Consider the following 24081-nt stretch of genomic DNA (forward strand, 5'->3'; position numbering starts at 1 on the left):
GTCAACTCCAGTCTCCGAGCGGGACGAACGCCGCCCAGTGGTAGGGATGGGACAGGTAGCGGCGGTCCTCACCGGCGAGCATGCGCCGCTGCGCGTCCCACAGGGCGCGCCACAGCGGGCGGCCGTCCATCACCGCACCGGTCACCTCGTCGAGCAGGGCCGCGGAGCTGGTGCGGTCCACCTGCCAGATCGGGGCGAGGACCGTGCGGGTGCCACCGCGCAGCAGGGCGCGGGGCAGGCCGGTGAAGTCCTCGCCGGGATGGTCCGGTTCGTGCCAGCCGACCGAGCAGGCGCGCAGCACCACGCGGGACGGGGTGCGCGACCCGCTCAGGTCGCGGGCGCGCAGGAAGGTCCGCCGGGCCCGCTGCGAGGCGGGATCGGCCTGCCGGCTGGGCCGGTCGGTGCCGTCGGAGAGCAGCAGGGCGGAGTTCTCCGGGTCGCTGTGGTCCTGGTGGCCGTGGCAGGCGATGTAGGCGAGGTCGGCCCGCGCGATGTGGTCGAGGACCTCCTCCGGGGTGGCCTGCGATCCGGTGAGGGCGGACAGCCGCCAGCCGCGGCCGGCGGGAAGCGTGTCGGCCTCGAAGCCGCTGCCGCCGCCCCGCAGGTCCTCCTCCGCCGCCACCCGTACGCACAGCGCGCTGCCGGAACCGGCCGGCGGTGCGGCGCGCAGCGCGGCCAGGGCCGAGATGCTCGGGATGTACACCAGCGCCGCCTGCTCGACGCAGTACCGGCCGTCCGGCAGCCGCAGCGCGCCCAGCGGCAGCACGGACAGCGGCCCGTGCGGCGCCACGCACAGCAGCCCGCGCCCCTCCAGCAGGTCCTGGAACGGCATCAGCCGGGCGGCGAGCCCCTCCAGGGGCAGCGGGGACGGCCGCCGCGGTCTGATCGGGGGGACGGGGGGAAAGGCGGAGCGGTCGCCGTCGACCGTGCGGCGGATCTTCTCCGCGGCGGCGTGCAGTTGCGCGCGTCCGACCCGGATGCGGTGCCACCGCAGGGCGTCCTCACCGGACGCCAGCACGAAGCAGAACGTCTCGGATTCGCCGGTGAAGTACGAGGCCAGCACCATGCCCTCGGCCGGAGCCGCCTCGTTGAGCAGCCGCGACGCCTCGGCGAACCCGGCGGGCCGTGCGGTGCGCAGCCGTACGTACTCCGGGACGAACGGCTCCAACTGCTCGTACAGCAGGCCGAGCGCCCCCGCGCACTCGCGCCAGGCCCAGGCCCGGTCCGGCCGCTCCCCGCCCGCCAACCGCCGCTGCGCGGACAGCAGTCGCCGCTCCTCCGCCCACACCCGCTGCGGCACCTGCGGCGGCTCGGCCAGCGGCATCCGTGCGAGGTCCTCCACGACCCCGCGTGCCTTCGTCTCCTCGTGCAGGTCGAACGCGAGCAGGTCCGGCGGGCGGCCGTCGGGCAGCGGCAGGTCGTCGCCGTGCTCGAACAGCAGGGACAGCAGGGCCTCGTAGAGCCGGAGCACGAGCCCCGCCGCCTGGTCCGCGTCCTGGAGCACCGGATGCGACTCCCGTGCCCGCAAGCGCAGTTCGCGGTGGTGCCACAGCACCTCGAAGGCCCGCCGGTGCCCGCCCGGAACCCGCAGCAGCAGCCGGGCCAGCCCCAGCGGCAGGTCCGGGTCCGGGAGCCGGCCGTGCGCGTCGTACGAGGCGAGGACCTCCTCCGCCAGCCGCGCCGCCACCAGCGGGCCACGGACCTCGGCGACCGCCTCGCACACCGGCACCGTCAGGTCCTGCAACGTGAGGAGCGCGTCCCGCTCGATCGCCCGGCGCAGCCCTTCCGCGAGCCGGTCCGCGAGCTGCTCCCGCCGCCGGGGATCGCGCTCGACGCGGCACAGCCGTTGCAGCGCCAGCAGGCGGGTGTCCGGCAGGTGGTTGGCCCCCGCGGGAAAGAGCCGGAGCATGCGCTCGCGCAGCCTGGCGAGGGCGAAGGAGAGCGAATCGTGGAAACCCTCCGCGGGCAGCAGCCGGGTGAGCGGCATGCGCGTGCGCAGCCGCTCGGGAAGCCGCTCCGGCTGCCGCGCGTGCCCGGGGTCCCCGGACACGTACAGGGCGTAGCGGTAGCACTCGGCCGCGCCCTGGTGGCGGTCCTCGGACAGGTCCAGATCGCCCATGGTGACGAAGAGTTCGCCGAAGCACGGGTAGGTCGAGCCCGCCGCCTCGAAGAGGCCCTGCACCAGATGGGACTCCAGCGTGAACGTGTCACGCGGCAGCCGCGGATCGGTGCCGGAGAACAGCAGCCTGGCCAGCGTGCAGCGCAGCGACACCGCGCTCAGGGCGCCCGCCCCCTGCTGCTCGGCACGTTCCAACTCGTTGCCGAGCAGCTCGAACGCCTCCCACTGGCGGTCGTTGCGCTCCAGGCAGGAGGCCAGGCCGTACACCGCCGAAGCGCGCACCGCCGCGCGCGTCGACGTCTGCGGCAGCTCCAGCAGGGCGCGGTAGGCGTCCGCCGCCGCCCCGAGCGCACCGACGGCCTCCGCCACGCGGGCCCGGCAGCCGAGCAGATCCGACCGCGCGGGCACGAACGACCGTTCCGCGTCGTCCAGACCCGCCGTCAGCGCCTCCGCCCGTTCCAGCGCGGGCACGGCCTCCCGGTAGTGGTGCAGCGCGATGAGGGCCTGCGCGAGCTGGAAGCGCAGCGCCGCCTCCTCCACGGCGGTGACCTCCGGCTCCCGGTCCACGGCCGCGGCCGCCTGCCGCAGCACCTCCGCCCGGCGCGGCGGATCGCCCATCGCCACGTACACCGACGCCAGTTGCAGGTAGGTGTTCACCAGCGAATGCGCGTCGCCCACCGCGTGCTGGAGCGAGAGCGCGTGGGCCGCGTGGTAGAGCGCCCTGCGGTGCCGGCCCTGCCCGAGCAGGTGGTTCGCCCAGTCGGCGCGGGCCGTGGTCCGGCTCGGGCCGTGGTCGGTGAGCAGTCCCAGCGCGGCGATCGCGTGGGCGTTGCCGCTCCGGTCGGCGTTCCACTGCGCCAGCAGCCGCGTCGCGGCCCGCACCGGCTCGTCCGGAATCAGGGCGCGCTGCCCCTCCAGCACGCGGTAGGCACCCAGCACGCCCCGCGCGGCGCAGGCGCGGCGCAGCAACCCCGGGAACCCCTCCCCGCCGGCGGACCCGCCCGCCGGTCCGGCGGCGGGAGCCGTCACCGCCAGGGCCTCGCAGCGCTCGGCGAGGAACACCGCCAGCTCCGCGAAGGTCCCTCGCCCGAAAGAGCGGTCCGTCTCCGCCTGCTGCCGCAGGACGGCCGCCGTCTCCTCGTGCCGGCCCGGCGGGATACGCCCGAAGTGGGCGAGCACCTCCTCGTACGTGGGGGCCGACAGGGCACGCAACGCGAGCTGCACGGGCAGCACATCCCGGTCCTCATCCGGCATCGTGCTCCCCCTTCCGGCCATGCCCGCCGAGTCCCGACAGGGCCTCCTGGTACGGGCCCGGGTACTCGGAGGCGCGGGCGCGCAGCCGCAACTGCTCCCACGGCTCGCGCAGGCTCCGCTGGCCGCGCTCGGCCTCCGTCTCCAGCAGCATCGCCTCGAACCCGGCCTCCTGCTCCCGGGTGCGCCGTTCGAGGAGGGTCGGCTGCTGCACGGCGGCCAGCACCGCCGATCGAGGAGCGAGGCGGCGCAGGCGGGCCAGCACCTCGTCCCGCTCCCGTGCGGGACCGACCGCGACGCGGATACGGGCCAGTTGCTCCAGCAACGCTCCCGCCAGGGGCAGTCGGTCCTGCTCCAGCAGCGCCGCCGCCCGGTCGAACGGGTCGAGCGCGTCCTTGGCCTCCCCGAGGGCGACCAGCGCCGCCGTGTGCAGCAGCAGCCGGTCCGTGCCCAGCGGCTCCTCGCCGAGCCGCTCCCGGATCTCCCCGTCCGCCGCGGTGCGCAGTTCGAGGAAGCGCAGCTCGTCGGCCCGTTGCTGGCGCAGGTCGCGCACCGCGATCAGCCGGTTGTGGGCCATCGCGGCACGCTGCGAACCCGCCGGGTACGGCGACGTGTGCGGACCGACGTTCTCGAATCCGCTGACCACGTGGGCCAGCAGCCACATCGCCATCTCGGGCCGCTCCGCCGCCGCGTAGGCGCAGGCCGTGTCCACCCACGCGCCGCGGCGCCGGGGACCCGCACTGAGCGCCGACAGCAGCGCCGTCGCCGCCGCGAAGACCTGCCCGGCGCGCAGCAGCGCGACGCCCAGCAGATGCTCGTGCACCGGACCGCGCGTCGCGACCTCGAAGAACGGTTCCAGCGCGCCCATCCGTTCCCGAAAGGGCGCCTGCGGCACCGGCAGCCGCTCCACCCACTCGCGCGGCAGTTCCTCCGGGTCGAAGGGAACCTCCCACCCCAGCACCGCGGTTGCCTCACGCAAGACCGCCACCCCCGTCCGGAACGCGACCTCTGTCCTTCGGTGACCAGTGTGCCCGAGCACGTACCCCGCGGGCGCGGAGCCGGCGGATGCGGGGCCGGCGGACGCGAGGCCGGCGGATGCGGTACGGGGCGGCCCGGGGCTCACTCGTCCATGAACACGATCCGGCGGGCCGGGCCGGAGGTGCCGGGGGCCGTGATGGTCGACACGCGGCCGGCGGGGACCGCGCGTTCGCGGCCCCAGGCGCGGATCTCCTCGATCTGCTCGGGGTTGAGCCGGCTCAGCGGCACGGTGTTGGCGAAGGCGTCCAGGAGGTAGGAGGGCTTGAGCCGGTCGGCGCCACCGCATCGGAACGCCTCCTCGCCGACGTCGTGGAGGGTGGACTCGATGTCGGACCCCGCGAAGCCCTCCGACAGGTCGACGAGCCGGTCCACCTGCTCCGGGTCGGGGTCGGCCCGCAGATAGCGGTGGTAGTAGACCTCGATGATCTCCTTGCGGTCCTGACTGTCCGGCAGGTCCACGAAGAACAGCTCGTCGAACCTTCCCTTGCGCATGAGTTCGGGCGGCAGGCTGCGGATGTCGTTGGCGGTGGCCACGATGAAGGCCCGCGACCGGGACTCCTGGAGCCAGAAGAGGAACTGCCCGATGATCCGCTGCGGTACGCCGGACATGTCGTCCCGGCCCGCCAGGCCCTTCTCGATCTCGTCGATCCACAGGACGCACGGCGCCACCCGGTCCGCCATGGCGAGGGCCTCCCTGAAGCGGCCCTCGGACTCGCCGAGGTACTTGCCGTGGATGCTGGCCATGTCGAGCCGGTAGAGCGGGAGTTGCCACTCGTGGGCGATGGCCTTGGCCGACAGCGACTTGCCGCAGCCCGGAACTCCCACCAGCAGGACGCCCCGTGGCGGCCGCAGTGCCGTGTCGCGCAGGTCGGCGTGCATCATGTCGTGCTTGCGGGCCAGCCACTTGCGCAGGTTGGTGAGGCCGCCGATCGTGTAGTCGCCCTCCTTGAGCTGGACGCGTTCGAGCCCGGTGAGGTCGGAGAAGATGCGGTCCTTCGCCTGGGCCAGCCCGAGGACGTCGCCCTTCAGGATGGAGCCCTTGGCGGCGATGGTGGCCATCAGGTTGATGCACTCGGCCTCGGTGACACCGCAGAGGAACTCGGCCGCGCGCCGGGCGTCGTCCTGGTCCCACTCGATCGGGATGTGCCCCTGGTGGTCGCCGAGGAAGCCGGTCAGCGCGTCGTACATCTCGTCGGTGTCCGGCAGGTCCAGGTGCAGGCTCATGCCGAGGCGCTGAAGCCCGCTCCAGATGGGCGCGTCCGTGATCAGCACGATGCTGCCGGAGTTGTTGTCGGCGAGCCGGGCGAGTTCGGCGATGTGCCGGGTGACGGGAGTGTCGTCCTCGAGGTGGTCGGGATCGACGAGGACCACGGTCGCGTTGGCCCGGCCGCTGAACTGCTTCGCGGCGAAGTCCATCGCGCCGACCAGCGAACGGTCGTCGTGCACGGGGGCGTTGGTGCGCAGGTCGCGCAGCCCGGTGGCCCGCGTGTAGATCCAGAACGGCATGGTGCTGCGGCGCGGCTGGTTGGCCGCGTCCCGCAGCAGCCGCAGGGCACGCTGCTGCTCGATGGAGCGCATACCGATCACGGGCACCCGGGCGGAGATGTAGCTGTCGAGGTGGGCCAGGCTTTCGGAGTAGTTCGACATGCGGGCCTTCGGTCGCGTGGGCGGAGTTGCGGGCGGGGGGCTGCGTCGGCGGGGTCTGCGGGGGCCGGGTCATGTGGGCACGTGGCGGGGGCGGAAGGCGGGCCGCGTGAGCAAGTGGCCTGGCCAGGAGGGGAGTTCGGTCGGCTCAGTCGGTGATCACCCGGCGGCGCGGGCGGGCCGCGGGATCGACGGCCCACGGGTCCGGGTCCGGGATCGGGACCGCGTTCGGGTCCGCCTTCCCGCGGGCCGCGGCCTTCCCCGGAGCGGGCGGGTCGGCCGGGAGCGCGGCGGTCAGCGGGTTGTCCCGGAAGGTGCGCCGGCGCTGCTCCACCCAGCGGGGGTCGGAGCCGTTCTCGGCGGCTGCCAGGTCCAGGGAGCGCTCCAACTGGTCCTGCAGATCACGGATCTGGCCGTCGACCATGTCGGTCAGCCGGGTGCGCGTCGTCTCGGGCAACCCCGGGTGCCCGGCGACCGCCCGTACGGCCCGCAGCCCGTTTCTGGCCTGGGCCAGCGCGCGCCCCGCCGAGAACTCGTCCGACGCCGCGAGCAGCGCCGCGACCAGCCGGTCGGCCCAGGTGGTGAGCCGGGTGTCGAGCGCCCGGCTCAGGTGCTCCGCCAGCCGCTCCCAGGTCTCGGCCGGAAACCGGTCGTCGGCGAGCGGCGGCAGCGCGCCGGGGGTGACCGGCTCCTCGGCCGCCCAGCGCCGCAGGAACTCCACCCACGTCTCGTACGGCCCGCCGTGCCCCCAGTACGTGTTCACACCGAGCCGCCGGGCCTGCGCACGAGGGTCTCGCCCGGCGGGAGCGGCTCCCAGTCGGGCAGGCCCTCGACGACCCTGCGGACCCGGCTGGTGACACGTTCCCCGGTTCTCCGGCCGGCGGAGGAGGCCCACGGGGAACCGCCGCCGGACGAGGACCAGGCGGTCTCCCCGGGCGGCCTGCGGGGCGGGGGCGGTTCGGTGGGGTACGGGCCGGGGCCGGTGGTGCTCACGATGCGGGTCCCTCCTTGGCTACGGTGCGGCCCTCGAAGGGCGAACCGCTGTGAACAGCGGTGCCCAACGACTTGATCATCTCCCGGCAGCGCGGCTCGACGTCCTCGGCCGTGCGCAACTTCTGCTTCCAGTCGGTGAGTTCGGCGGAAGCGGCGCGCAACTGGTGGACGGACTCCAGCTTGGCCTTTTCGAGGATCGTGCGGGCGTTGTCCTGGAGCCGGCGGGCGGCCTGGGCGCCGTTGTAGAGGACCAGGCCCCAGACGCCGCCCACGACCACCGAGATCACCAGGGCGACCGGCATGCTGAAGGCCCCGACGACCACCAGGATGCCGAGGATCACGAGCGCGAGCGGCGCCGCCTTCCGCACCCACGGGAAGGCGTACGAGGCGACGAAGGGCGCCATGTGCTGGTCCCAGTGCGCGGTCAGCGACTGCTCCAGGTCGGGCATCGGCCGGGTGAACGTACCGTTCCACTGCGGGAGTCGGAACGTCTGCGCGGCCACCGTGCACGTCGTGCCGAACTGCGCCTGGACATCCGGCGGCACGGCGGCACGGTAGTCGCGGGTGAATCCGGCGTGCGCCTGCAGGAACCACTCGTGGCAGGCGGCGACGGCCAGTTGGCGGGTGGCCTGCGAGGTGCCGAGGGCCGCCGGGTTGAGCGCGGCGGTGGTCTGCACGGTCAGGTAGTCGAGCGTCTCGTCGTACGAGGCGGAGTCCGCGTCGGCTGCCTTGCGGGCGGCGTCCAGGTCGCCGCCGTGGTCGATGACCGCGTGGTTGAAGGCGAGGTCGCGACGGAGCGGCAACTCCTCGTTGTCGTACCCGGAGACGAGCCGGTCGAGGATGTCGTCCACCGCGTCCTCGATCCGCTCGGTGGGCCGGCCGACGTGGTCCATGACGGCCTGGTACTTGTCGAGCACGGCCTGCTGGGCGCGGGCCCGGCCGAGGACGCTGCCGAGCTGCGGCCACTGCGGGCTGACCTGGGCCAGGCGCGGGAACTCGGCTACCGCGGACGGCCGGGCGAGCGAGTCGATCTCGTCGCGCCAGCGGGTGATCTGCCGCCGCTGGGAGTCGTCGTCGTCCATGAACTGCTCGCGCCAGCCGGCCAGTGTCGTGTCGAGCAGTTCGCGGCCGGCGAGCCCGAACGCGCCCTGGGCGATGGACTCCAGGATGACGGCGAACTCCCGGCCGAGCGCGGCCGGGTCCTGGGCGATCAGGTAGTGGCGCAGCCAGCGCACGGCCGCCGCCCTGCGCTCCTGCCGGCGCAGCACCAGGGCGAAGAACAGCGAGGTGCGCTCCGGAGAGCGCCGGAACGCCTCGTCCACGGCCTTCTCGCACAACGTGCGGTCGTCGGCCGACCAGGAGGCCAGCGCCACCAGGGCGGGCGCCAGCCAGTAGCGGGGCGTCTGGATCATCAACTGGTCGCTGACGAGGCGGACGTTGTCCTCGGACACCAGGCCCAGGTCGAAGGCCTGGAGCATCCCGACCGCGGTGCGGCGCACCGTCTTGTGGTGGCCGAACTCGTGGTCGACCTGGTCCTGGATCACGCCGACGCGGGTTTCGGCGCGCTGGACGTTGGCGGTGAGCTGTGCGGTCCTGACGAAGGCGAGGAACTCGTCGCGCAGTTGCTGGAGTTCCGTGCGGGTCTGCTGCTGGTGGGACTCGACGGCCGCCACCTGGCCGGAGACGGAACCCACCTGCTCGCTGAGCCGGACCACGAGGTTGCTGACCTGCTGCACCTTCCGATGAAGGGCGTAGTCCACCTCGGACATGCGGTTTCTCTCCGATCACACGGTTCGGGTCGGGGGCGTCGGCAGCGGGTGGGTCAGGGACGGACCACGGTCCCGTCGTCGAGGACCGGCAGGAGCAGCCCGCCGGGGTAGACCTCGACGAAGGCGTAGCCGCCGGAGCGCACCAGCATCCGGGCGGCCGCGAAGGGTTCGGGCACCGCCTCGAAGGGGGTGAAGTGCCGGACGATCTGCTGGAAGAGGTTGAGTTGATGGTCGACGTACGGGGGGCCGAGGCGGCAGACGGCGAAGAAGCCGACGGGGGCCTCGCCGTAGCCGGTCTCGTACTGGTCGCGAATCCACTCGGCCAGTCGCTTGCGCGCGGTCTCGTCGAAGCCGGCGTCGAGGCGGCCCACCGCGTCGCGCAGGTCCTGCGGGCGCGGGGCGAGGGCCGCACGGCGCAGCGGGACGTGGGGCTCGGTCCGGCCGACGACCCGGCCGGAGGAGGGCCCGGTACCCGTCCCCTGCTCGGTGCGGCGCAGGAGGTCCGGCGACATGGCGGGCGGCGACACGGCAGGCGGCGACATCGCGGGCGTCGCCGCACCGCCGCTCTGCACGATCCGCCGTGGCCGTTCCAAGTGACCCATGTGTCCCCCGACGTGAGTGAAGGCGTTCGCCGTCTCCGCGGTGCGTGCCCTCTTCAGCTTCAGCGTGGCGGCTGCGAGAGACGAAGACTAGTGACGCTGCGTCAATTCTGCGACCGGAAGCGCGGCTTCACGGTCGAATAACCGAATTGCGCCCAGGATTCGCCCGGTCGACGCCCGGCTCGCTCGCGCGAGCGGCGCGACGCGGCTGGCAGACTGCCCACCATGGGGTCGATCCATGCGTTCATGACGGGCGTCAACGCCTACCCTGCGCACATCGCCAAGCCGCTCACCGGCTGCGTCAACGACATCACCGAGGCCCGTCGGCTCCTGACGGACCGCACCGGGGGCGCCGCCCGGGTGCGGGTCCTGCTCGACGGCGCGGTGACGGTCGCGGCGGTGGAGGACGGCATCCGTACGTTCCTGGGGGCCGCGGGCCCGGGGGACACGGCGCTCTTCTGGTTCTCCGGGCACGGCACCGAGACGGTCGCGTCGGGCGCGGACCTGCTGATCGAGGCGACGGGCCGGAACCAGGCGCTGGTCTGCGCGGACGGCCCGCTGCTCGACAAGCGGCTGGGCGCACTGCTCGGCGAGGTCGCGGGCCGCGGCGCCCATGTGGTGGCGGTGCTGGACTGCTGCTACTCCGGCGGCGCCACCCGGGACGACGCGGAGGCGGCGGGCATGACCGCGCGCTTCGCGCCACCGCCGCCGCGGTGGGGGGAGGGGGAGGCGGCGCGGAGCGTGGCGCGCGAGGACATGGCGGGGGATGCGGCCCAGGGCGTGACGCGGGACGTGGAACTGTCCCAAGTCCCACCGCGGCACCTGCTGTTGGCCGCGAGCAGGCTCGATCAGCCCTCGTACGAGAAGGAGTTCGACGGGCGCCGGCACGGTGTCTTCACGCACGCCCTGCTGGGCGCGGCCCGGACCGCGGGCCCGGACACCACGTACCGGCAGTTGCTGGCCGCGGCCGACGCCCGGGTCCAGCGTGCCGGCGGCGGGCAGCGGCCGGTGCTGTATCCCGAGGCACCCGGCGTCGCCGATCTGCCCTTCCTCGGCGGCGCGGTCGCGGGAGCGACGGGGGACCACCTGCTGCGCTTCGGGGCGCACGGCTGGGAGGTGGACTGCGGCACCGGCCACGGGTTGCGGGACGGCGCCGGGGCCGAGGGCACGGAGTTCAGCGTGGTGGACACGGGCTGGGCGGGCGAGCCGAACGGCCCGATCGGCTCGGACAGTTCGGACAGCCCGAACCGTGCGGGAGGGGAGGACGGTACGGCGCCCGGCGGGGTACTGCGGGCCCGCGTGGTCCGCGCCGACCGCACCCTCGTGGACCCGGTGGACTGGCTGCCCGACACGGCGCGGGTCTATCCGGTGGTGCTGTCGGCGCTGGCGTCGGCGCCGGCGACCGTGAGCGTGGCAGCGGACGGGCTGCCGGGCGCGGCGGAGCGGCTGGCGGCGGCCGTCGCGTCGGCCGGGCCGGGCGGCGGGCCGTCCCCGCTCCTCCAGGTCGTCGACGCGCCCGGGGACAGCGGCGACCCGCACTTCCGCGTGGTGGCGCGGGACGGGTTCGCGTCGGTGCTGGACCGGGACGGCACCGCACTGGTGGACCCGCTGCCGTTCGGCGAGGACCCGGCCGGGAACGGGGCCGGCGACCCGGACCCGCGACGGCTCGCCGCGTGCCTGACGCATCTCGCGGGGTGGCGGCGGCTGCGGGACTTCACGTCGCGGCCCTCGGTGCTGGACAACCAGGTGCGCGTGGAGATCGTTCCCTGGGACGCGCCCGACGGGCCGGCGCTCGTCCCGGACGGCCGGGGCGAGATCGTCCGCGCGTACGGCGCCGGGTCCGCCGAACGGCCGCGCGAGCCCTGGGTCTCGATCCGGCTGCACAACCGCTCGCAGCGCGCGCTGTGGTGCGTCCTGCTCGACCTGACCGACAGCTACGCCGCCGACTCCGCGCTGTTTCCGGGGCACTTCATCGGCCCGGGCCGCACCGGCCACGCGCTGGACGGCGACCCGGTGCAGCTGTCGCTGCCGCCCTCCCGGCCGCTCGTCCCGGGAGCCGAGGTCCGGGACTGGCTCAAACTCATCGTCGCCGAAGGCGAGTTGAACACGGTGCCGTTCCGGATGCGGGCGTGGGACCCGGCCCGCGCGGTCAGCCGCGCAGACGGTGCGGCGGCCGAGGACCCGGGGACCGCGGGAGTCCTCCGGTTCGAAGGCCCGGACCGTTCCGGTGGCCGGCGCGAGGCCGGACGCGTCACCGGCGCCGTGCCCGTCCGCTGGGCCACGCGCACCATCGCCCTGCGGACCGTGGTGCCCTGGGGCCCTACTGGCCCAGGTGCGTGAACCCCGCCCAGGCGCTCAGGTCGTCCGGGTCGATGTGCCGGGTGCGTTCGGCGAGGGACGCGGGCAGGGAAGCGGGCAGCTCCCGGGCCGGATCGAGCATCCACAGCTGACCCCGGCGCAGTGCGGTCGCGGGCGGCTCCCCCTCGGCGCGCAGGTAGTGGTGGACCAGGAACATCAGAACCGACGTCGCGTCGTCCGGCACCGGCCACAGCGAACCGATGACCGACCGGGCGCCGGCCACCAGGAAGGCGGTCGCCAAGCTGTACGCCTCGTTGTGGCCGCGCCCGGAGACATGGCTGCGGCACGCGGCGAGCAGGACGAGGCCGAGCCCGCTGCCGCCCGTCGCGCCCGTGGCCTCGGTGAGGTCCTCGGCCGCCAACTCGCCTCCGTGGAGGGTGAGATGGGCGGTGTGGCGGGTGTCCGCCGAGATGGCGGCATGGCAGGCCAGGTGCAGTACGGCGCCCTCCTCGACCCCGCCGCCGCCCGTGACCTCCGCGCTCCCCGTGACCTCTGCGCTCCCCGCAGCGGCGGCCCCCGCGTCGGCGGCCCCCGCAACCCCCGCCGCCTCGCCCGTCAGCCAGGCGAGCACCTCCGCCGGCGTGCCGGGTCCGTCCGACGCTCCGCCCTCGCGGTGCCCGAGGAACCGGCCGCGCGGGTAGAAGGCCCGCTGCACAGCGTCGGCCTCCTCGCCCGCGTACCGCAGATCCCCGGTGGGGTCGCCCACGACGAGCGCGGCACCGGTGTGGGCGGCCGGCGGACGGGCGGCCACATCGCACAGGAGCCGGGCGGAGGCGGCGTACGAGATCTCCGCGTCGTGCAGCGCGTACCGGCGCCGCCCGTCCGGCCCCTGCCGCCATGCGGCGTGCCAGGGCACGAGCCCCAGGGTCCCCATCGGCACGAGGACGAGGCGCGGGACGCGACCGGTCCGGGTGGCGAACACGTCGAGCAGCGGCCGCATCCCCGCGTACCAGGCCCACCCGCACACCCGGTCGAGGCGGCGGCGCAGTGACGCGGTGGCCGAGGAGGCGGACGCGTGGCCGGGCACCGGCCCGAGGTCGCGGCCGGAGCCGGAGCCCGAGCTGGACCAGGACCCCGACCCCAGACCGCCGTTGCCCGGTCCGGGCGCGTCGCCGGAGCCCGCCACCGGGGCTTGGACGTAGTCCCGCAGCGCCGCCGCGTCCGCGGCCAGGGTCGGCAGCGGAACGGCGTGCACGGCGCCGGTCGAGGTGACGAGCACGGCGCTGCCGGGGGTGTCGTCCGTCGCCGGGACCAGGTAGACCAGCGCGTCCTTGCGCAGGGTGCGCAGCGCGGCGGCGATCTCGTCCGGGTCGGGCGGGTCGAGCAGGCCGTCCTGGACCGGGTCCGTCCCGGTGAGGGCGGCGAGGACGCGGCGACGCAGGCTGCTGGGCACGGCGAGGGGCGCCTGGACAGCGGTGAGGGGGTCGGCCGGGTCGGCGGGGCCGAGGCCCGCGGCGCTCCACTCGGCGGCGAGGTCGTCGCGGCCCGCGGCGACGAGTCGTTCGGGCACCGTACGGGAGGTGGTGGCGGCGTGCAGGACGAGGCCGCGGCAGGCGTCGAGGGCCCGGACGGCCTGCTCGGGAACGTTGTCGCGCAGGCACCAGCCCGCGACCTCGAACGCGGTGTCGGTGGCCTGCACCACGGCCTGGGCGGCGTGTTCGGTGCCCGACTGGAGCAGCGCGGCCCACGCGTGGCCGCGCAGCGCGTCGAGCCCGACCCGGCGGCCCGCGCCGCGGTCGTCGCCGCGCAGCTCGCCGCGGGTCCGGTAGGCGCGGCCGAGGGCGAGGCCGGCGAGCGCGTACAGGCGGTGGTCGGGGCCGCCGGCCAGCGCGAACGCCGACTCCAACAGGGCGATTCCCTGGGAGAGATGGCGGGCCCGGGCGGTGGGCAGGCGCTGGACCTCGGCGAGCGCGCAGTGCCCGGAACCGAGGCAGTGGGCGTACCGCAGCCGGCTGTCACTGCCCTCGTCGGCCAGGTCGTGGGCTTCCTTGAGCAGTTCCATCGCCTCGGCCAGCGCGTCCGCGTCCTGCCGGTCGGCGGCCCGGGTGAAGCGGGCGATCGCGTTGTCGCCGAGCACCCACGTACGGTGGTCGCGCGGCAACTGCTGCGCCGCGGAGCGGAGTTGAGCGATGGACGGGCGGCCGACGAGCGGCGGTGCGGGCGGGGCGCCCAGGGTGCGGGCGGCATGGTCGCGGACGGAGCGGGCGTTCTCCAGGAGCGTCCAGACCTCGATGCGGGACGGGTCCTCGGGGTCGAGCGCCGCGTGTGCCGCGAGCATCGCGGCGAGGTGGCCGTCCGCGGCGGCGAGGTCGCCGCGCTGGGCGGCGGCCTGGGCGTCGACCGCGGCCTGCTGCGTGTCCAGCATCCGGCGCAGGTAGGGGGTCACCCGGGGGTCGTCCCGCAGTCGCTGCCACTGGCCCCGGGCCGCCACGCCGTCGTCGCCGGTCGCGGCGGTCTGCCCCCGGGTGGCCGTGGCGGTGAGCCGGATGAGGTCGATGCCGAGACCTCTGCCGTCGGTGCCGCCCGGCGCGCCCGTGGCGGGCTCCGCGCGCGCGAGGTGGTCCAGTACCTCGTCCATGCCGCCGGCCGAGCGGGAGTCGCTGCCGACAAGGAGGGCCTGCGCGGCGACGGCGTGGGCCCGGCGCTGCCACTGCGGATCGTCCTGGCCGAAGCTGAGGACGCAGTCGATCAACTCGGCCTTCTGCGCGGCGGTGACGTGGGTGCCGTGCGGGTCGACGAGCATCAGGCGAGGCAGCAAGGAGGCGGCGAGGTGGGCGCGTTCCTCGTGCGACTCCAGGGCGCGGAACCGCGCGTACTCCACGTCGAAGGCCCTGGCCCGCCGGCCGTCGCTGTCGACGCTGCCGAACATGCCGGGGAAGCCCTGGTCCCCGTTGCCGAAGTCCAGGAAGGTGCGCCCCTGTTCGATGTCGCCCAGCAGGCTCCGGTACGCCGCGAGCGCGCCGTCGAGGCGGAAGGCCTCCGGCACGTCGTCCGGTGCTTCGAGGGTGACGCCGTGCGCGTTCTTCAGCATGGAGTGGGCCCAGAAGCCGGTCAGCTGCGTCATCTTGCGCAGGTCGTCGTCGAGTTGCCCGTCGGTGAGGACCAGGTCCGCGCCTTCGGCCGCGTCCCGCAGCCGCCGCGGATCGGGGTCCTCCAGGTAGCGGTTCTGCTGGAAGACCGCGAGGAGCAGAGCGGTGACGGTGACCGGGCCGTCGCGTTCCGGCACCCACGCGTCGACGGCCCGCCGGATGAGGGCGATCGCCCGGTCCTGTAGAGCCTTGTCGCCCCGCACGCCGCCGCGTTCGTACAGCAGCCGTCCGAAGCTGTCGAGGTACAGCGGCAGCAGCCGGTCGACGTCGGCCGGATCGGCCAGCAGCCCGGCCAGTTCCACCTCGGCCGCGGCGGCGTGCGCCTGGTCCTTCCAGGTGGCCCAGATCAGGAACCGGATGAAGGCGCACCGGATCTCGGCTTCCCAGGCCCAGGGCGGGGCTTCGCCCGCGGTCCGGGTCGCTTCGAGCACGGCCGAGTCGAACTCCCCTCGGGAAAGCTCCAGTTCGGCCCGGTCGCGGGTCATCCGGCCGTGGCCCAGGAGGGCCAGGGCGCGGCTGTAGCGCAGGAACGGCAGGTCGATGCCGGGCGGGGCGGCGTCCAGCACCGTGCCGTAGAGGCGGGCCGCGGCCGCCGCGTCGGCCGGGTCGGAGCACACCTCGCAGCGCTCCAGGTGCAGGTAGGCCCGGGACACCGTCAGCTCCAGGGCGTCGTCATCCGGGCGCGAGGCTTCCTCGTCGCCGGGCAGCGCGTCGCCGGGCAGCGCGCCGTCGGCTTCCTCGTACCGCCGCAGGGCCTCGTCGAGCAGTTCGGCGCGCCGCTCCGCCGGGCCGTCGAAGTCCTGGAAGCGCTCCTTGGCGCAGACCGCGAGCAGGTGGAGCCCCAGGAAGCGGGCGAGGCCGTCGCGTTCGTCGAGTTCGCCGCGTTCGTCGCGATCGGCAAGGCCGGAGATCCCGTCGCGCAGCAACTCCTCCGTCTCGTCGATGAGTTCGGCGCGCGGTTCGGCTTCGTACTGGCAGCGGCGGACATGCCCGAACTCGATCCGCCACACGGCCCACTCGCCGTCGTCGCCGGGCGCCCGGAAGGCCAACCCGAATGCCTCGGCGGCCAGTTCCAGGTCCTCCGGCCGGCCCTCCAGCAGCCACAGGCGGTAGCTGAGCGTGCCGGCGCGGGCGCACAGGACGGGCGCCGCGGGAGCGTCGGAGGCGGTCGCGGCGAGGGTGGCGAGGATCTCCTCGCGCCCGGCACGCAGCTCGTCGCCGTCCTCGTACGCGTCCTCGTCCTCGTCCTCGTACGCGTCGTCGCCGGACTCGTACGCGTCCTCGTCCTCGTACCTGTCGGTGTTCGCGTTCTCGTCGGGAGCGGGTGTCGGGTTCTGCGCGGTCACGGTGACGAGGGTCCCAGGATTCCGCGGAGAGAGGGGGCCAAGTGCTGCTTTCAGGGCGCGAGTTGGACGTAATAGGGCCGGAGCACGGCGTTGAGCCACTCCCGCCCCTGCGCGGTGTCGAAGTCGACGGTGCCGCCTTCGTCGATCCGCAGCGCGTCGGCCGGGACGCGGTCGCCGAACAGCATCACCGAGCGGTCCGCCGGTTCCCGCTTGGAAGCCCACACCAGCCCCTGCGCCCACGGCTCGGTCTGGCGGCGGAGCCAGTGCGCCCAGTCGCGGGTGTACGGGTACTCCTGCGCCTCGGTGTGCACGAGCCAGGTGTCCTGGTGGACGGCGGCCAGGTCCTGCGCGCTGACCAGCGGCAGGACGCGCAGGTCGGCGGTGAGCCGCAGCGCGCTCAGCCGGCGCCCCTGCACCGCGCGGCGCGGCAGCAGCCGGGGCCCGCCCGCGGGGTCGAAGGGCAGCGAGCGCAGCAGGGTCTCGCAGACGGCCGCCGTCGCGCTCAGCCCGGCGTACAGGTATCCGTACGGATCGCAGGAGGTGGCGTCGAACCGGCCTCCTCCGTAGAGGCAGTGCGCGGGCTTCGGGTTGAAGCCCTCGGCCGCGCGGTGGGAGCCGTGGATACGGTGCAGCAGCGTCCCGCGGGGCAGCGTCACCTTGCCGGGGGTACCCGTCATCGCTTCGGGCGGGCGGTAGTTGGGCACGGCTACTCACCCTCCAGCAGGAACCCCGCGACGTCGACGAGCCGCCGGTCGCCCCCGGTGCCGAGCAGCCGTACGGGGCTGGTGCCGAGCCACGCGTTGGCCGACAGCCACCAGTCGGCGGCGCCCCACGGGTCGCCGTCGGCGGCCAGCAGCGCGTTGACCTCCCGCACGACCGGCCGGGGACGGACGTCCTCGGTGAACTGGAAGCGCGGCAGCCGCAGTTGCCCGCCCACCCCAGGCAACCGGATCAGATCCGGGGCGAAGGGGTCGCTGCCGTGCTCCAGCACCGTCCCGGCGTCCAGCGCGGGTTCGGCGAGCAGCCGCGCGCGCACCGGGCCGAGGACCGGCCCGACCATGCGGTGCCCGTCGACCAGCAGCACCGCGAGGTCCTCGGCCGCGAAACCCTCCACGAGCAGCGGCCCGTCCACCGCGCCGCCAGGGACCAGCCGGGCCTGCGCCTCCTGTGCCTCCTGCGCCTCCTGCACATCCTGCCCGAACACGTCGGGCAGCCGCTCGCGCAGCAGATCCGCGGCATCGCCCGCCGCGGCGCGGCGCGGGCCGGAAGGGCGGTCCGCGTCGCGCACCACGCCGAGCAACGCGGCCAGCCGGGCGCGCAGGTCCGGTCCGAGGCGCCCCTCGACGAGGTCCCAGCGTGCCGCCGCGGCGGCGAGGACGACATACGGGCCGGCCGGCCCGGCCGGGTCCGGGCTCATCCGTCCACCCCCGTGACCTCCGTGCCGGCCAGCAGCCTGACCAGGAGGTCGGCGCGGTCGTGGCGGCGTACGACGAGATGGACGTCCCAGTCGGCGCCCCGGGCGAGTTCGGCCTCGACCGCGGCCCACAGCGCGCCGAAGCTCTCCGACGCGGTCAGGCCGCCGCGACCGGCGCCGAGCAGCGGCAGGCAGATCGAGCGCAGCGGCGGCTCGTACCGCGGCGCCTCCTCGGCCAGCACCGCGAAGACCCGGGCGACTCCTCTGGTGATGTCGGCGGGCTGCACCTGGTAGTCGTTGGTCTCGGGGCGGGGTACGGCCAGGGCCACGTGGTAGATACGGCGGATGCCCTGACGGCCGAGCTCGCCCCCGGAGGTGACGGCGACGGTGCCCGGCCGGGCTTCCCGGCCGGCCGGTGCGTGCCGGGCGGTCCACCGCCGCAACTCGTCCTCGATGCGGTCGTCCACGAGCCCGCCGATGGGGTCCCGGCGCGCTCCCGCGCGGCGCAGCGTCGCGGAGACGGACGACTTGTAGGGCGGGGGCAGCACGAAGTAGGTGTTCGACGGTGAGACGACCACGTCGATGTCGCGCAGGAGGTCGACGGCGTGGACGTGCACCGTCACGGCCACGGTGCGGTGGTGCACCCGCACGCGCAGGGCCCGGTGCGCGGCGGGGACGCGGTCGTACGCTTCGGGCCCGAGCGGATGCTCGACGGTGCCGGCACCGGCGCCGCCGCCGGAACCGGAACCGTTCGTGGCCCCGGCGTCCCGCGGCGCCCGCTCCGCGAGCCGGACGACGAGTTCCGCGACCTGCCCGAGAACGATCAACTCGTGGTGCTTGCGGAAGCGTTCGACGCTCACCCCGTACACCTGGGCGGCGCTCCTGCGCCGGTCGCTCGCCGGCCAGTCCCGGGTGCCCGGGAAGAGGCCGAGGCTGTACTCGGCGGCGGCCTGGAGCGTGCCGCCGTCCAGCCGGGAGACGGCCAGGCGCAGCACCCGTTCCACCGCCCCGCCCGGCCCCTCGCCGCCCTCCCGCGGAACCGGAACGTCCCGGGCGATCCCGGTGAGGGCGGGCACGTCCAGCGTGCGCAGCCTGACGACGCCGGCCCGCCGTACCTTCCGCACCTCCGCGAGGACCTCACCGTGGTCGGGCACGCGAGGAAGCGGGGACATGACGGCCAGCATCGCACCGGCGCCGCGCGGCTCACAACCCTGAGGCGCCGCCCACCGCCGCCTCCCCGCCGGCTTCCCGCCGCCTCCCCGCCGGCTCGGGACAGGACGAGGCGTCAGGTCAGCGCGGCGGCCCAGATCTTGTCGGTGCACAGCTGGATGGCGCCAGAGACGACCGCGTCCTCGGCGAGCGCGGACAGGGAGACCCGGGGGCAGACCAGGACGCGTTCGGCGAGGTGCGCGGCGATGGCGTCGGCCAGCACCGGGCCCGCGCGGGCCACCCCGCCGCCGATCACCACCGCGCCGGGCGCCAGGGCGAGGACCACGGGGGCGATCGCCCTGGCGAAGGTGCCCGCGATGTCGTCGACGACGGCGAGCGCGGCCCGGTCGCGGCGGGTGGCCGCGGTGAAGACGGCGGCGGCCGGGTCGGTGCCGGCCGCGATCTGGGTGGCGAGGACGGAACGGGGGTGCGCGGCGGCCGCCTCGACACCGCGCCGGCCGATCGCCTCGGACGACAGCCGGCTCTCCAACTCGCCGCGCCCGCCCGCCGTGACCAGGCGGGCGCTCTCCCCGATGAACCCGATCTCGCCCGCCGCGCTCCGCGAACCCCGGTGCAGCCGGCCGTCGATCACGATCCCGGCGCCGAGGCGCTCACCCCACTGGACGGCCAGCAGCGTCCCGTCCGGGTCGTCCTGCGCGCGGGCCAGCGCGAGCGCGGCGAGGTTGGCGTCGTTCTCCAGGTGGACGGCGCAGGGCACGACGGCCCGGACCCGCTCCACGATCGCCAGCGACGGCCAGCCCGCGACGCTCGGCGCGAGCTCCACCGTGCCGGTCGCGGCGTCGATCAGTCCCGGCGAACCCGCCGCGGCCGCGGTCACCGACCCGGCGTCGACCCCCGCCTCGGCGAGCGCGGACCGTACGGCGGCGTCCATCGCGGACAGGACGTCGGCCGCGCGCGACCGGCCGACGACCTTGCGGACCGTCGCCAGACGGCGCCCGCTGACCTCGGCCACCACCGCGGTGACCCGGTGCGGCCCCACGTCGATCCCGAGCACGGGACGCGACCGGCCGTCGAGCGCGAAGCGCGTGGCCGGCCGGCCGACCGAGCGGTCCTCGGTGCCCGGTACGGCGACCAGCCACGCCCGCTCGATCAGCAGGTCGACGGCCTGCCGCACGGTGGGCCGGGCCAGCCCGGTGCGGTCGGCGATCTCGGCGATGCGCAACGGCACCGGCACGGCCCGCCGTACCGCGTCGAGCACCGCGATGCGGTTGAGCTCGCGCAGTACGGCGGTGCCGGTGGCGCCGTGCGTCACGTGCCGGCCTCCCGGATTCCGGCGCCCGCGGGCGGCACGGCGTCAGTAGCGTCAGTTGGCGGCGGCCCGCACGGTCACCTCGCTCAAGTGGAACGTGCCGTTGGCCGAGTTGGACAGGCCGACCACCCGTACGTAGCGGGCCCGGGCGTCCATCGCGTAGCTGTCCCCGGCGTCGGCGGCCACCGCGGTCGAGAGTTTACCGCCGAGCGAGAACCAGTGCGTGCCGTCCGTGCTTCCCTCCAACAGGTAGGTGTAGTACCGCTTTCCGTCCACGTAGGTGCGCACGTTCACCGACGAGAGCCGCTGGTCCGAGCCGAGGTCGACCTGCCACCAGGTGCCGGCGTCGCCGATCACCCCGCCCCAGTACCGCTGGTTGGTCCGGTCGCCGTCGTCGGCCGCCGACGGCGGGCTGCCCGCCTCGGAGGAGAGCGCGGTCGCGGGCCGGCCGACGCTCACCACCGGGTCCCCTGAGGTGTCGCGCGGCGTGGAGGCGGAGACGGTCAGGCCCTGGAAGACGGCGTATCCGCTCTGGTGGGTGTTCTGGTTGACGGCCGAGAAGTCCACGCCCGCGTCCTCGGCCGGGCTCATGCCGGGCACGGTCGCCGATCCGACGACCGCCCAGTTCGTGCCGTCGGTGCTGCACGCGCCGGTGACCGTGTCGCCGGCCCGGCTGATCCGGACGTACGCGGGTGCGGTGAGCCCGTCGTCCTCCAGGTAGTGGTCGAGCCGGCCGTCCCCGTCGGAGTCCCAACTCAGCATGCAGCCGTGCTCCGGAGTGACCGCCAGCGTCGCGTACCCGCCGGAGCCCGGCGCGGACAGGTCGGAGGAGACCACCAGGCCGGCCCGGGCGTAGGGCGCGCTGTCGCCCTGCGCCCGCACCTGCGTCGTCACCGACGTGCGGTCGGCGAGGAGTCCGGGGCGGTAGACGGTGCCGTACTCGTCGGAGCCCTTGTACTGGTCGGCGCCGCCCCCGGCGAGGGCGAGCGTGGACCCGCTCTGGGCCACCGTCAACGGTGTGGTGGCGGTAGTGCGGTACGGGTCGGACACGGGTCCGGCGACGAGCACGCCGCTGCCGGCCGTGGCCGCTCCGTGCGCGCTGCCCGAGGCCCAGGTGACCCGGGCGGACAGTCGCGCCACCGTCGTGGGGGTGGCGCTCGCGGGGATCGTCACGTCCCAACTCCGGCTCGCCGTACCGTTCACGGGCACGGTGGTCGAGGCCGGCCCGCTGACCGGCCGCACGCGGTACCCGGCCGGCGCCCGCAGGACGAAGTCGGGCTGCCCGGCGGCGCGCACCGGGTTGCCGTTCGCGAACGTCGCCGTCACCCGGACGGTGCCGCGCGGGGCCGCGCCCGACTGCGCCGAGTCGAGCGCCAGGGTGCCCGAGGGGAGGTCGGCGACCCGTTCGGCGAGCGCGTGCGCGTCGCCGGCCGGGGTGCTGCGGTACTGCGTGGTCTTCTCGTCCCACTGCTCGGCGACGGCGATCCAGTCGATGGCCGGCGCCGGTTCGCCGGTGCGCAGCGACTGGTCGAGGCCGTCGAAGTACTTCTGCCACCGCGGCAGGTAGTAGTCGCCGACCAGGCCGTTCCACTCGCGGGCGGCGTAGTCCTGGATCACGCCGGTCTTCGACCACTGGGTGAGCAGGGAGCGCGCGTCGTACTGCAGCGCCGCCGCCTCGGCCGGCGAACCGGCCTGCGCCGCGGCGTCCGCCTGCCAGGAGCCGAACAGGAAGTCGCTGTCGGTGCCGAGCAGTTGGTCGAGGAGCTTCATCTCGCCGGTGAACGTGCCGGTCAACTGCTCGAAGAGCGCTCGGTCCTGGGCGGAGTAGGCGGTGCGGATCTTCGGCAGCAGGGTCCGCCCGTCGTTGGCGAGCACCTGCCGGGCGAGGTCCACGACGTCGTAGCGGTACGCGGTGCTCGTCCGCAGCGACGGGCGCACCGCGAGCAAGTCGCTCAGGGCCACGCGCAGTTGCGCGGGGTCGTAGTCCACCGATCCGCCGCTCCTGGTCAGTGACGGCTGCAACTCGTAGACGCCGGTGACGTGTTTGGTGTCATTGGTGGCCGGCCAGGAGTAGACGGTGTCGGCCAGGATGCCCCAGGCGGCGGTCGCGTGCGGGTCGCTCCCGCCGTACCGGGCGGTGGCGTAGTCGGCGAACCACGGGTGGACGTCGACCGCGGTCGGCTCCCAGGCCAGGTCGGAGAAGAACTCCACGGCCGCGGGGTTGTTGTCGATGGCCTCGGGCATCATCGCGATCCCGTTCAGCGCCGTGCCCGGCCGGGCCAGCCACTGGTGGAACTTGGTGTTCCATGTGGTCAGGCTGGTACCGAGGTTGGTGTGGCCGCCGAAGTTCCAGATGGTGCCGAAGGCGTAGGGCACCCCGTCGAAGTCGTGGTCCCGGTCGGTGATGTTCGGCTGGTCGGAGTTTCCGTCCACGACGAGCATCTTCGACTGGTCGACCGCGGTGAGGGTGGCCTGCAACGGGTTGTTCTCCTAGCCCAGGATGGCCCAGATCGCGTCGGGGTGGGCCTTCTCCAGGGCGTTCTGCACGGCGCGGGAGGCGTCCGGGATGTCCACGTCACCGGCCTGGCCGCCCTCGTGCAGCAGGTCCATCTTGTACATCGTGCTCGGTCCGAAGAGCCGGGTCTGCGCCTGGTAGAACTCCGCGGCCACGGCGGCGAAGTCCGCACCGGTGGGGTCGAGCCAGTCCGGCCGCTTCAGGCCGTTCCAGGTGCCCTGCGCGATGGTGTGCGCGCCCGCGTTCTTCTGCGCGAACTCCGGTGGCACGGTTCCGTAGTAGCCGGGCAGCACGGGGGTCATGCCGAGCGAGCGGAGCCGGGAGGTGATCTGCCGGCCGAGCGCGGCCCGGGAGTCGATCAGCTCCTGGGGGATCGGGCTGCCCAGGCAGCACAGGTTCTGCAGCATCCACCACGACTGGTGGCCGGGTTGCGGAATCCACGAGCGCATCTCGGCCGCGGTGTAGCCGAACTTCTCGAAGGTCTGCTCGTACACCGCGTCCTGGCCCTCGTAGACCAGGACTTCGTTGATCCCGTCCAGCGCGAGCACGTCGATCCGGTGCTGCCACTGGCTCCACGTCATGTACGGGCCGCTGTACCCCTCGTTCGTGTCGTTGAGCGCGAACCGGTGGGCCACGACGGCGTCACCGGTGAGCGGGGCCTTGGGGAGCGGGAGGCGCGCCGGGAGGTGCGCCTGGTCGCCGTCGAGCGAGAAGTCCGCGTGCACGACGTCGTGCAGATACGTGCCGAAGCCGCGCAGCGCGGTCGCCGGGGTGGTGCCGCTGACGGTCAGGTGGCCGCCCAGCGCCTCGACCCGGTAGCGGTCGGTGCCGCCGGACAGTTGGCGGAGGTCGACCTGGGCGGCGTGGGCCGTGCCGAGCAGGCGGACCAGCGCGTCATGGGCCGACGCCATGGCGGAGGCGTCGGCGGAGGAGGCGGCGGAGGCGTCCGAAGCGGAGGTGGGAGCGGGGGAGGAGGCGGGGGCGGCGTGGGGAGCGGCGGCCGAGGTGGGGGTGGCCGGCGCGGCAGCCGCCACGGCGGTACCCGGCACGGCGATGAGCGCCGCGCCCGCGGCCAGCACGGACAGGGCGGCGAGCGCCCGGCGGTAGGGACTGCGGATGCCGGCGATCACGGCCTGGCTCGCATTACGAAGTGTCTCTTCCTATCCATGCGAATAGTTGAGCGGTTCATGCCATTTAGCGTCAAGAGACTGCACAGGCACCGCGGGGACGAGTTTCGGCCGATCCTCGCCCGCCGCGCTGTCGCGCCCCCTCGGTCGCCGCGGCCGGTCCACGGGCGAGGGTGCGCGCCCGCATCCCTGCCGTCGACCCTTCGTTCCATGTCGTTTCCCATCGAACGAAGGCCGCGGGATATGGGCCGTGGCTTGGATTCGATGATGGAAGGCAGTGAATGTCGCGGATATGGAAGCCGAATGACCCGCGATGACCTTGGATGTGATGGATGTGTGT

Annotated in this window: 14 protein-coding genes and 1 pseudogene; 1 reads left to right on the forward strand and 14 read right to left on the reverse strand. The window is 74.5% G+C overall.

The genetic code is table 11. The annotated features are described in order from the left end of the window. Position 1 precedes the first annotated feature (1 nt). From ACIPAE_RS23415 to ACIPAE_RS23445, 7 genes are all read right to left on the reverse strand, one after another. Positions 2-3373 (reverse strand): CHAT domain-containing protein, encoded by a 3372-nt coding sequence (locus ACIPAE_RS23415; RefSeq protein WP_402447603.1) that lies wholly within the window; start codon positions 3371-3373, stop codon positions 2-4. Further along, a complete protein-coding gene (locus ACIPAE_RS23420; protein ID WP_402447605.1) occupies positions 3363-4349 on the reverse strand; it encodes a hypothetical protein in 987 nt (328 codons plus the stop codon). Before ACIPAE_RS23420 ends, ACIPAE_RS23415 begins: the two co-directional genes overlap by 11 nt. Before the next feature lie 140 nt (positions 4350-4489). Further along, on the reverse strand, positions 4490-6055 hold the full coding sequence (locus ACIPAE_RS23425; RefSeq protein ID WP_329365237.1) for an AAA family ATPase: 1566 nt from the start codon (positions 6053-6055) through the stop codon (positions 4490-4492). 145 nt (positions 6056-6200) lie between these two features. Continuing rightward, the gene (locus ACIPAE_RS23430) at positions 6201-6815 is read right to left on the reverse strand and encodes a hypothetical protein (RefSeq protein ID WP_402447608.1); all 615 of its coding nucleotides are present in this window, start codon (positions 6813-6815) and stop codon (positions 6201-6203) included. Next, positions 6812-7045: a hypothetical protein gene (locus tag ACIPAE_RS23435; protein ID WP_366412569.1), complete on the reverse strand. Its 234-nt coding sequence runs from the start codon at positions 7043-7045 to the stop codon at positions 6812-6814. Before ACIPAE_RS23435 ends, ACIPAE_RS23430 begins: the two co-directional genes overlap by 4 nt. Beyond that, positions 7042-8814, reverse strand: coding sequence for a hypothetical protein (locus ACIPAE_RS23440; RefSeq protein WP_402447610.1), 1773 nt, complete (start codon positions 8812-8814; stop codon positions 7042-7044). The genes ACIPAE_RS23435 and ACIPAE_RS23440 overlap by 4 nt, the downstream gene beginning before the upstream one ends. Positions 8815-8867: 53 nt before the next feature. Next, on the reverse strand, positions 8868-9416 hold the full coding sequence (locus ACIPAE_RS23445; protein ID WP_402447612.1) for a hypothetical protein: 549 nt from the start codon (positions 9414-9416) through the stop codon (positions 8868-8870). A gap of 222 nt (positions 9417-9638) precedes the next feature. Here ACIPAE_RS23445 and ACIPAE_RS23450 point away from each other — a divergent pair, with 222 nt between their 5' ends. Further along, positions 9639-11753 (forward strand): caspase domain-containing protein, encoded by a 2115-nt coding sequence (locus tag ACIPAE_RS23450; protein ID WP_402447613.1) that lies wholly within the window; start codon positions 9639-9641, stop codon positions 11751-11753. Here ACIPAE_RS23450 and ACIPAE_RS23455 read toward each other — a convergent pair. The 7 genes and pseudogenes from ACIPAE_RS23455 to ACIPAE_RS23485 form a co-directional block, all read right to left on the reverse strand. Next, a complete protein-coding gene (locus tag ACIPAE_RS23455; RefSeq protein ID WP_402447615.1) occupies positions 11734-16206 on the reverse strand; it encodes a CHAT domain-containing protein in 4473 nt (1490 codons plus the stop codon). The two genes, ACIPAE_RS23450 and ACIPAE_RS23455, sit on opposite strands and share 20 nt — an antisense overlap. A gap of 50 nt (positions 16207-16256) precedes the next feature. Further along, complete coding sequence (locus ACIPAE_RS23460) at positions 16257-16910, reverse strand: RES family NAD+ phosphorylase (RefSeq protein ID WP_329365227.1); 654 nt, start codon at positions 16908-16910, stop codon at positions 16257-16259. Positions 16911-16912: 2 nt separating this feature from the next. After that, complete coding sequence (locus tag ACIPAE_RS23465) at positions 16913-17623, reverse strand: hypothetical protein (RefSeq protein ID WP_402447617.1); 711 nt, start codon at positions 17621-17623, stop codon at positions 16913-16915. After that, positions 17620-18792, reverse strand: a complete 1173-nt coding sequence (locus ACIPAE_RS23470) for a hypothetical protein (RefSeq protein WP_402447619.1) — start codon at positions 18790-18792, stop codon at positions 17620-17622. Before ACIPAE_RS23470 ends, ACIPAE_RS23465 begins: the two co-directional genes overlap by 4 nt. Before the next feature lie 113 nt (positions 18793-18905). Beyond that, positions 18906-20102 carry an ROK family protein gene (locus ACIPAE_RS23475; RefSeq protein ID WP_402447621.1) on the reverse strand — a complete coding sequence of 399 codons (1197 nt, stop codon included), beginning with the start codon at positions 20100-20102 and terminating at the stop codon, positions 18906-18908. Between the two features lie 51 nt (positions 20103-20153). Then, a complete protein-coding gene (locus ACIPAE_RS23480) occupies positions 20154-20861 on the reverse strand; it encodes a discoidin domain-containing protein (protein ID WP_402447667.1) in 708 nt (235 codons plus the stop codon). A gap of 645 nt (positions 20862-21506) precedes the next feature. Beyond that, positions 21507-23525, reverse strand: a pseudogene (locus ACIPAE_RS23485) (alpha-N-acetylglucosaminidase); the annotation flags it as partial. Positions 23526-24081 lie beyond the last annotated feature (556 nt).

The sequence above is a fragment of the Streptomyces sp. NPDC087270 genome, from assembly GCF_044744625.1.
In the GTDB taxonomy this organism is placed as follows: Bacteria; Actinomycetota; Actinomycetes; order Streptomycetales; family Streptomycetaceae; genus Actinacidiphila.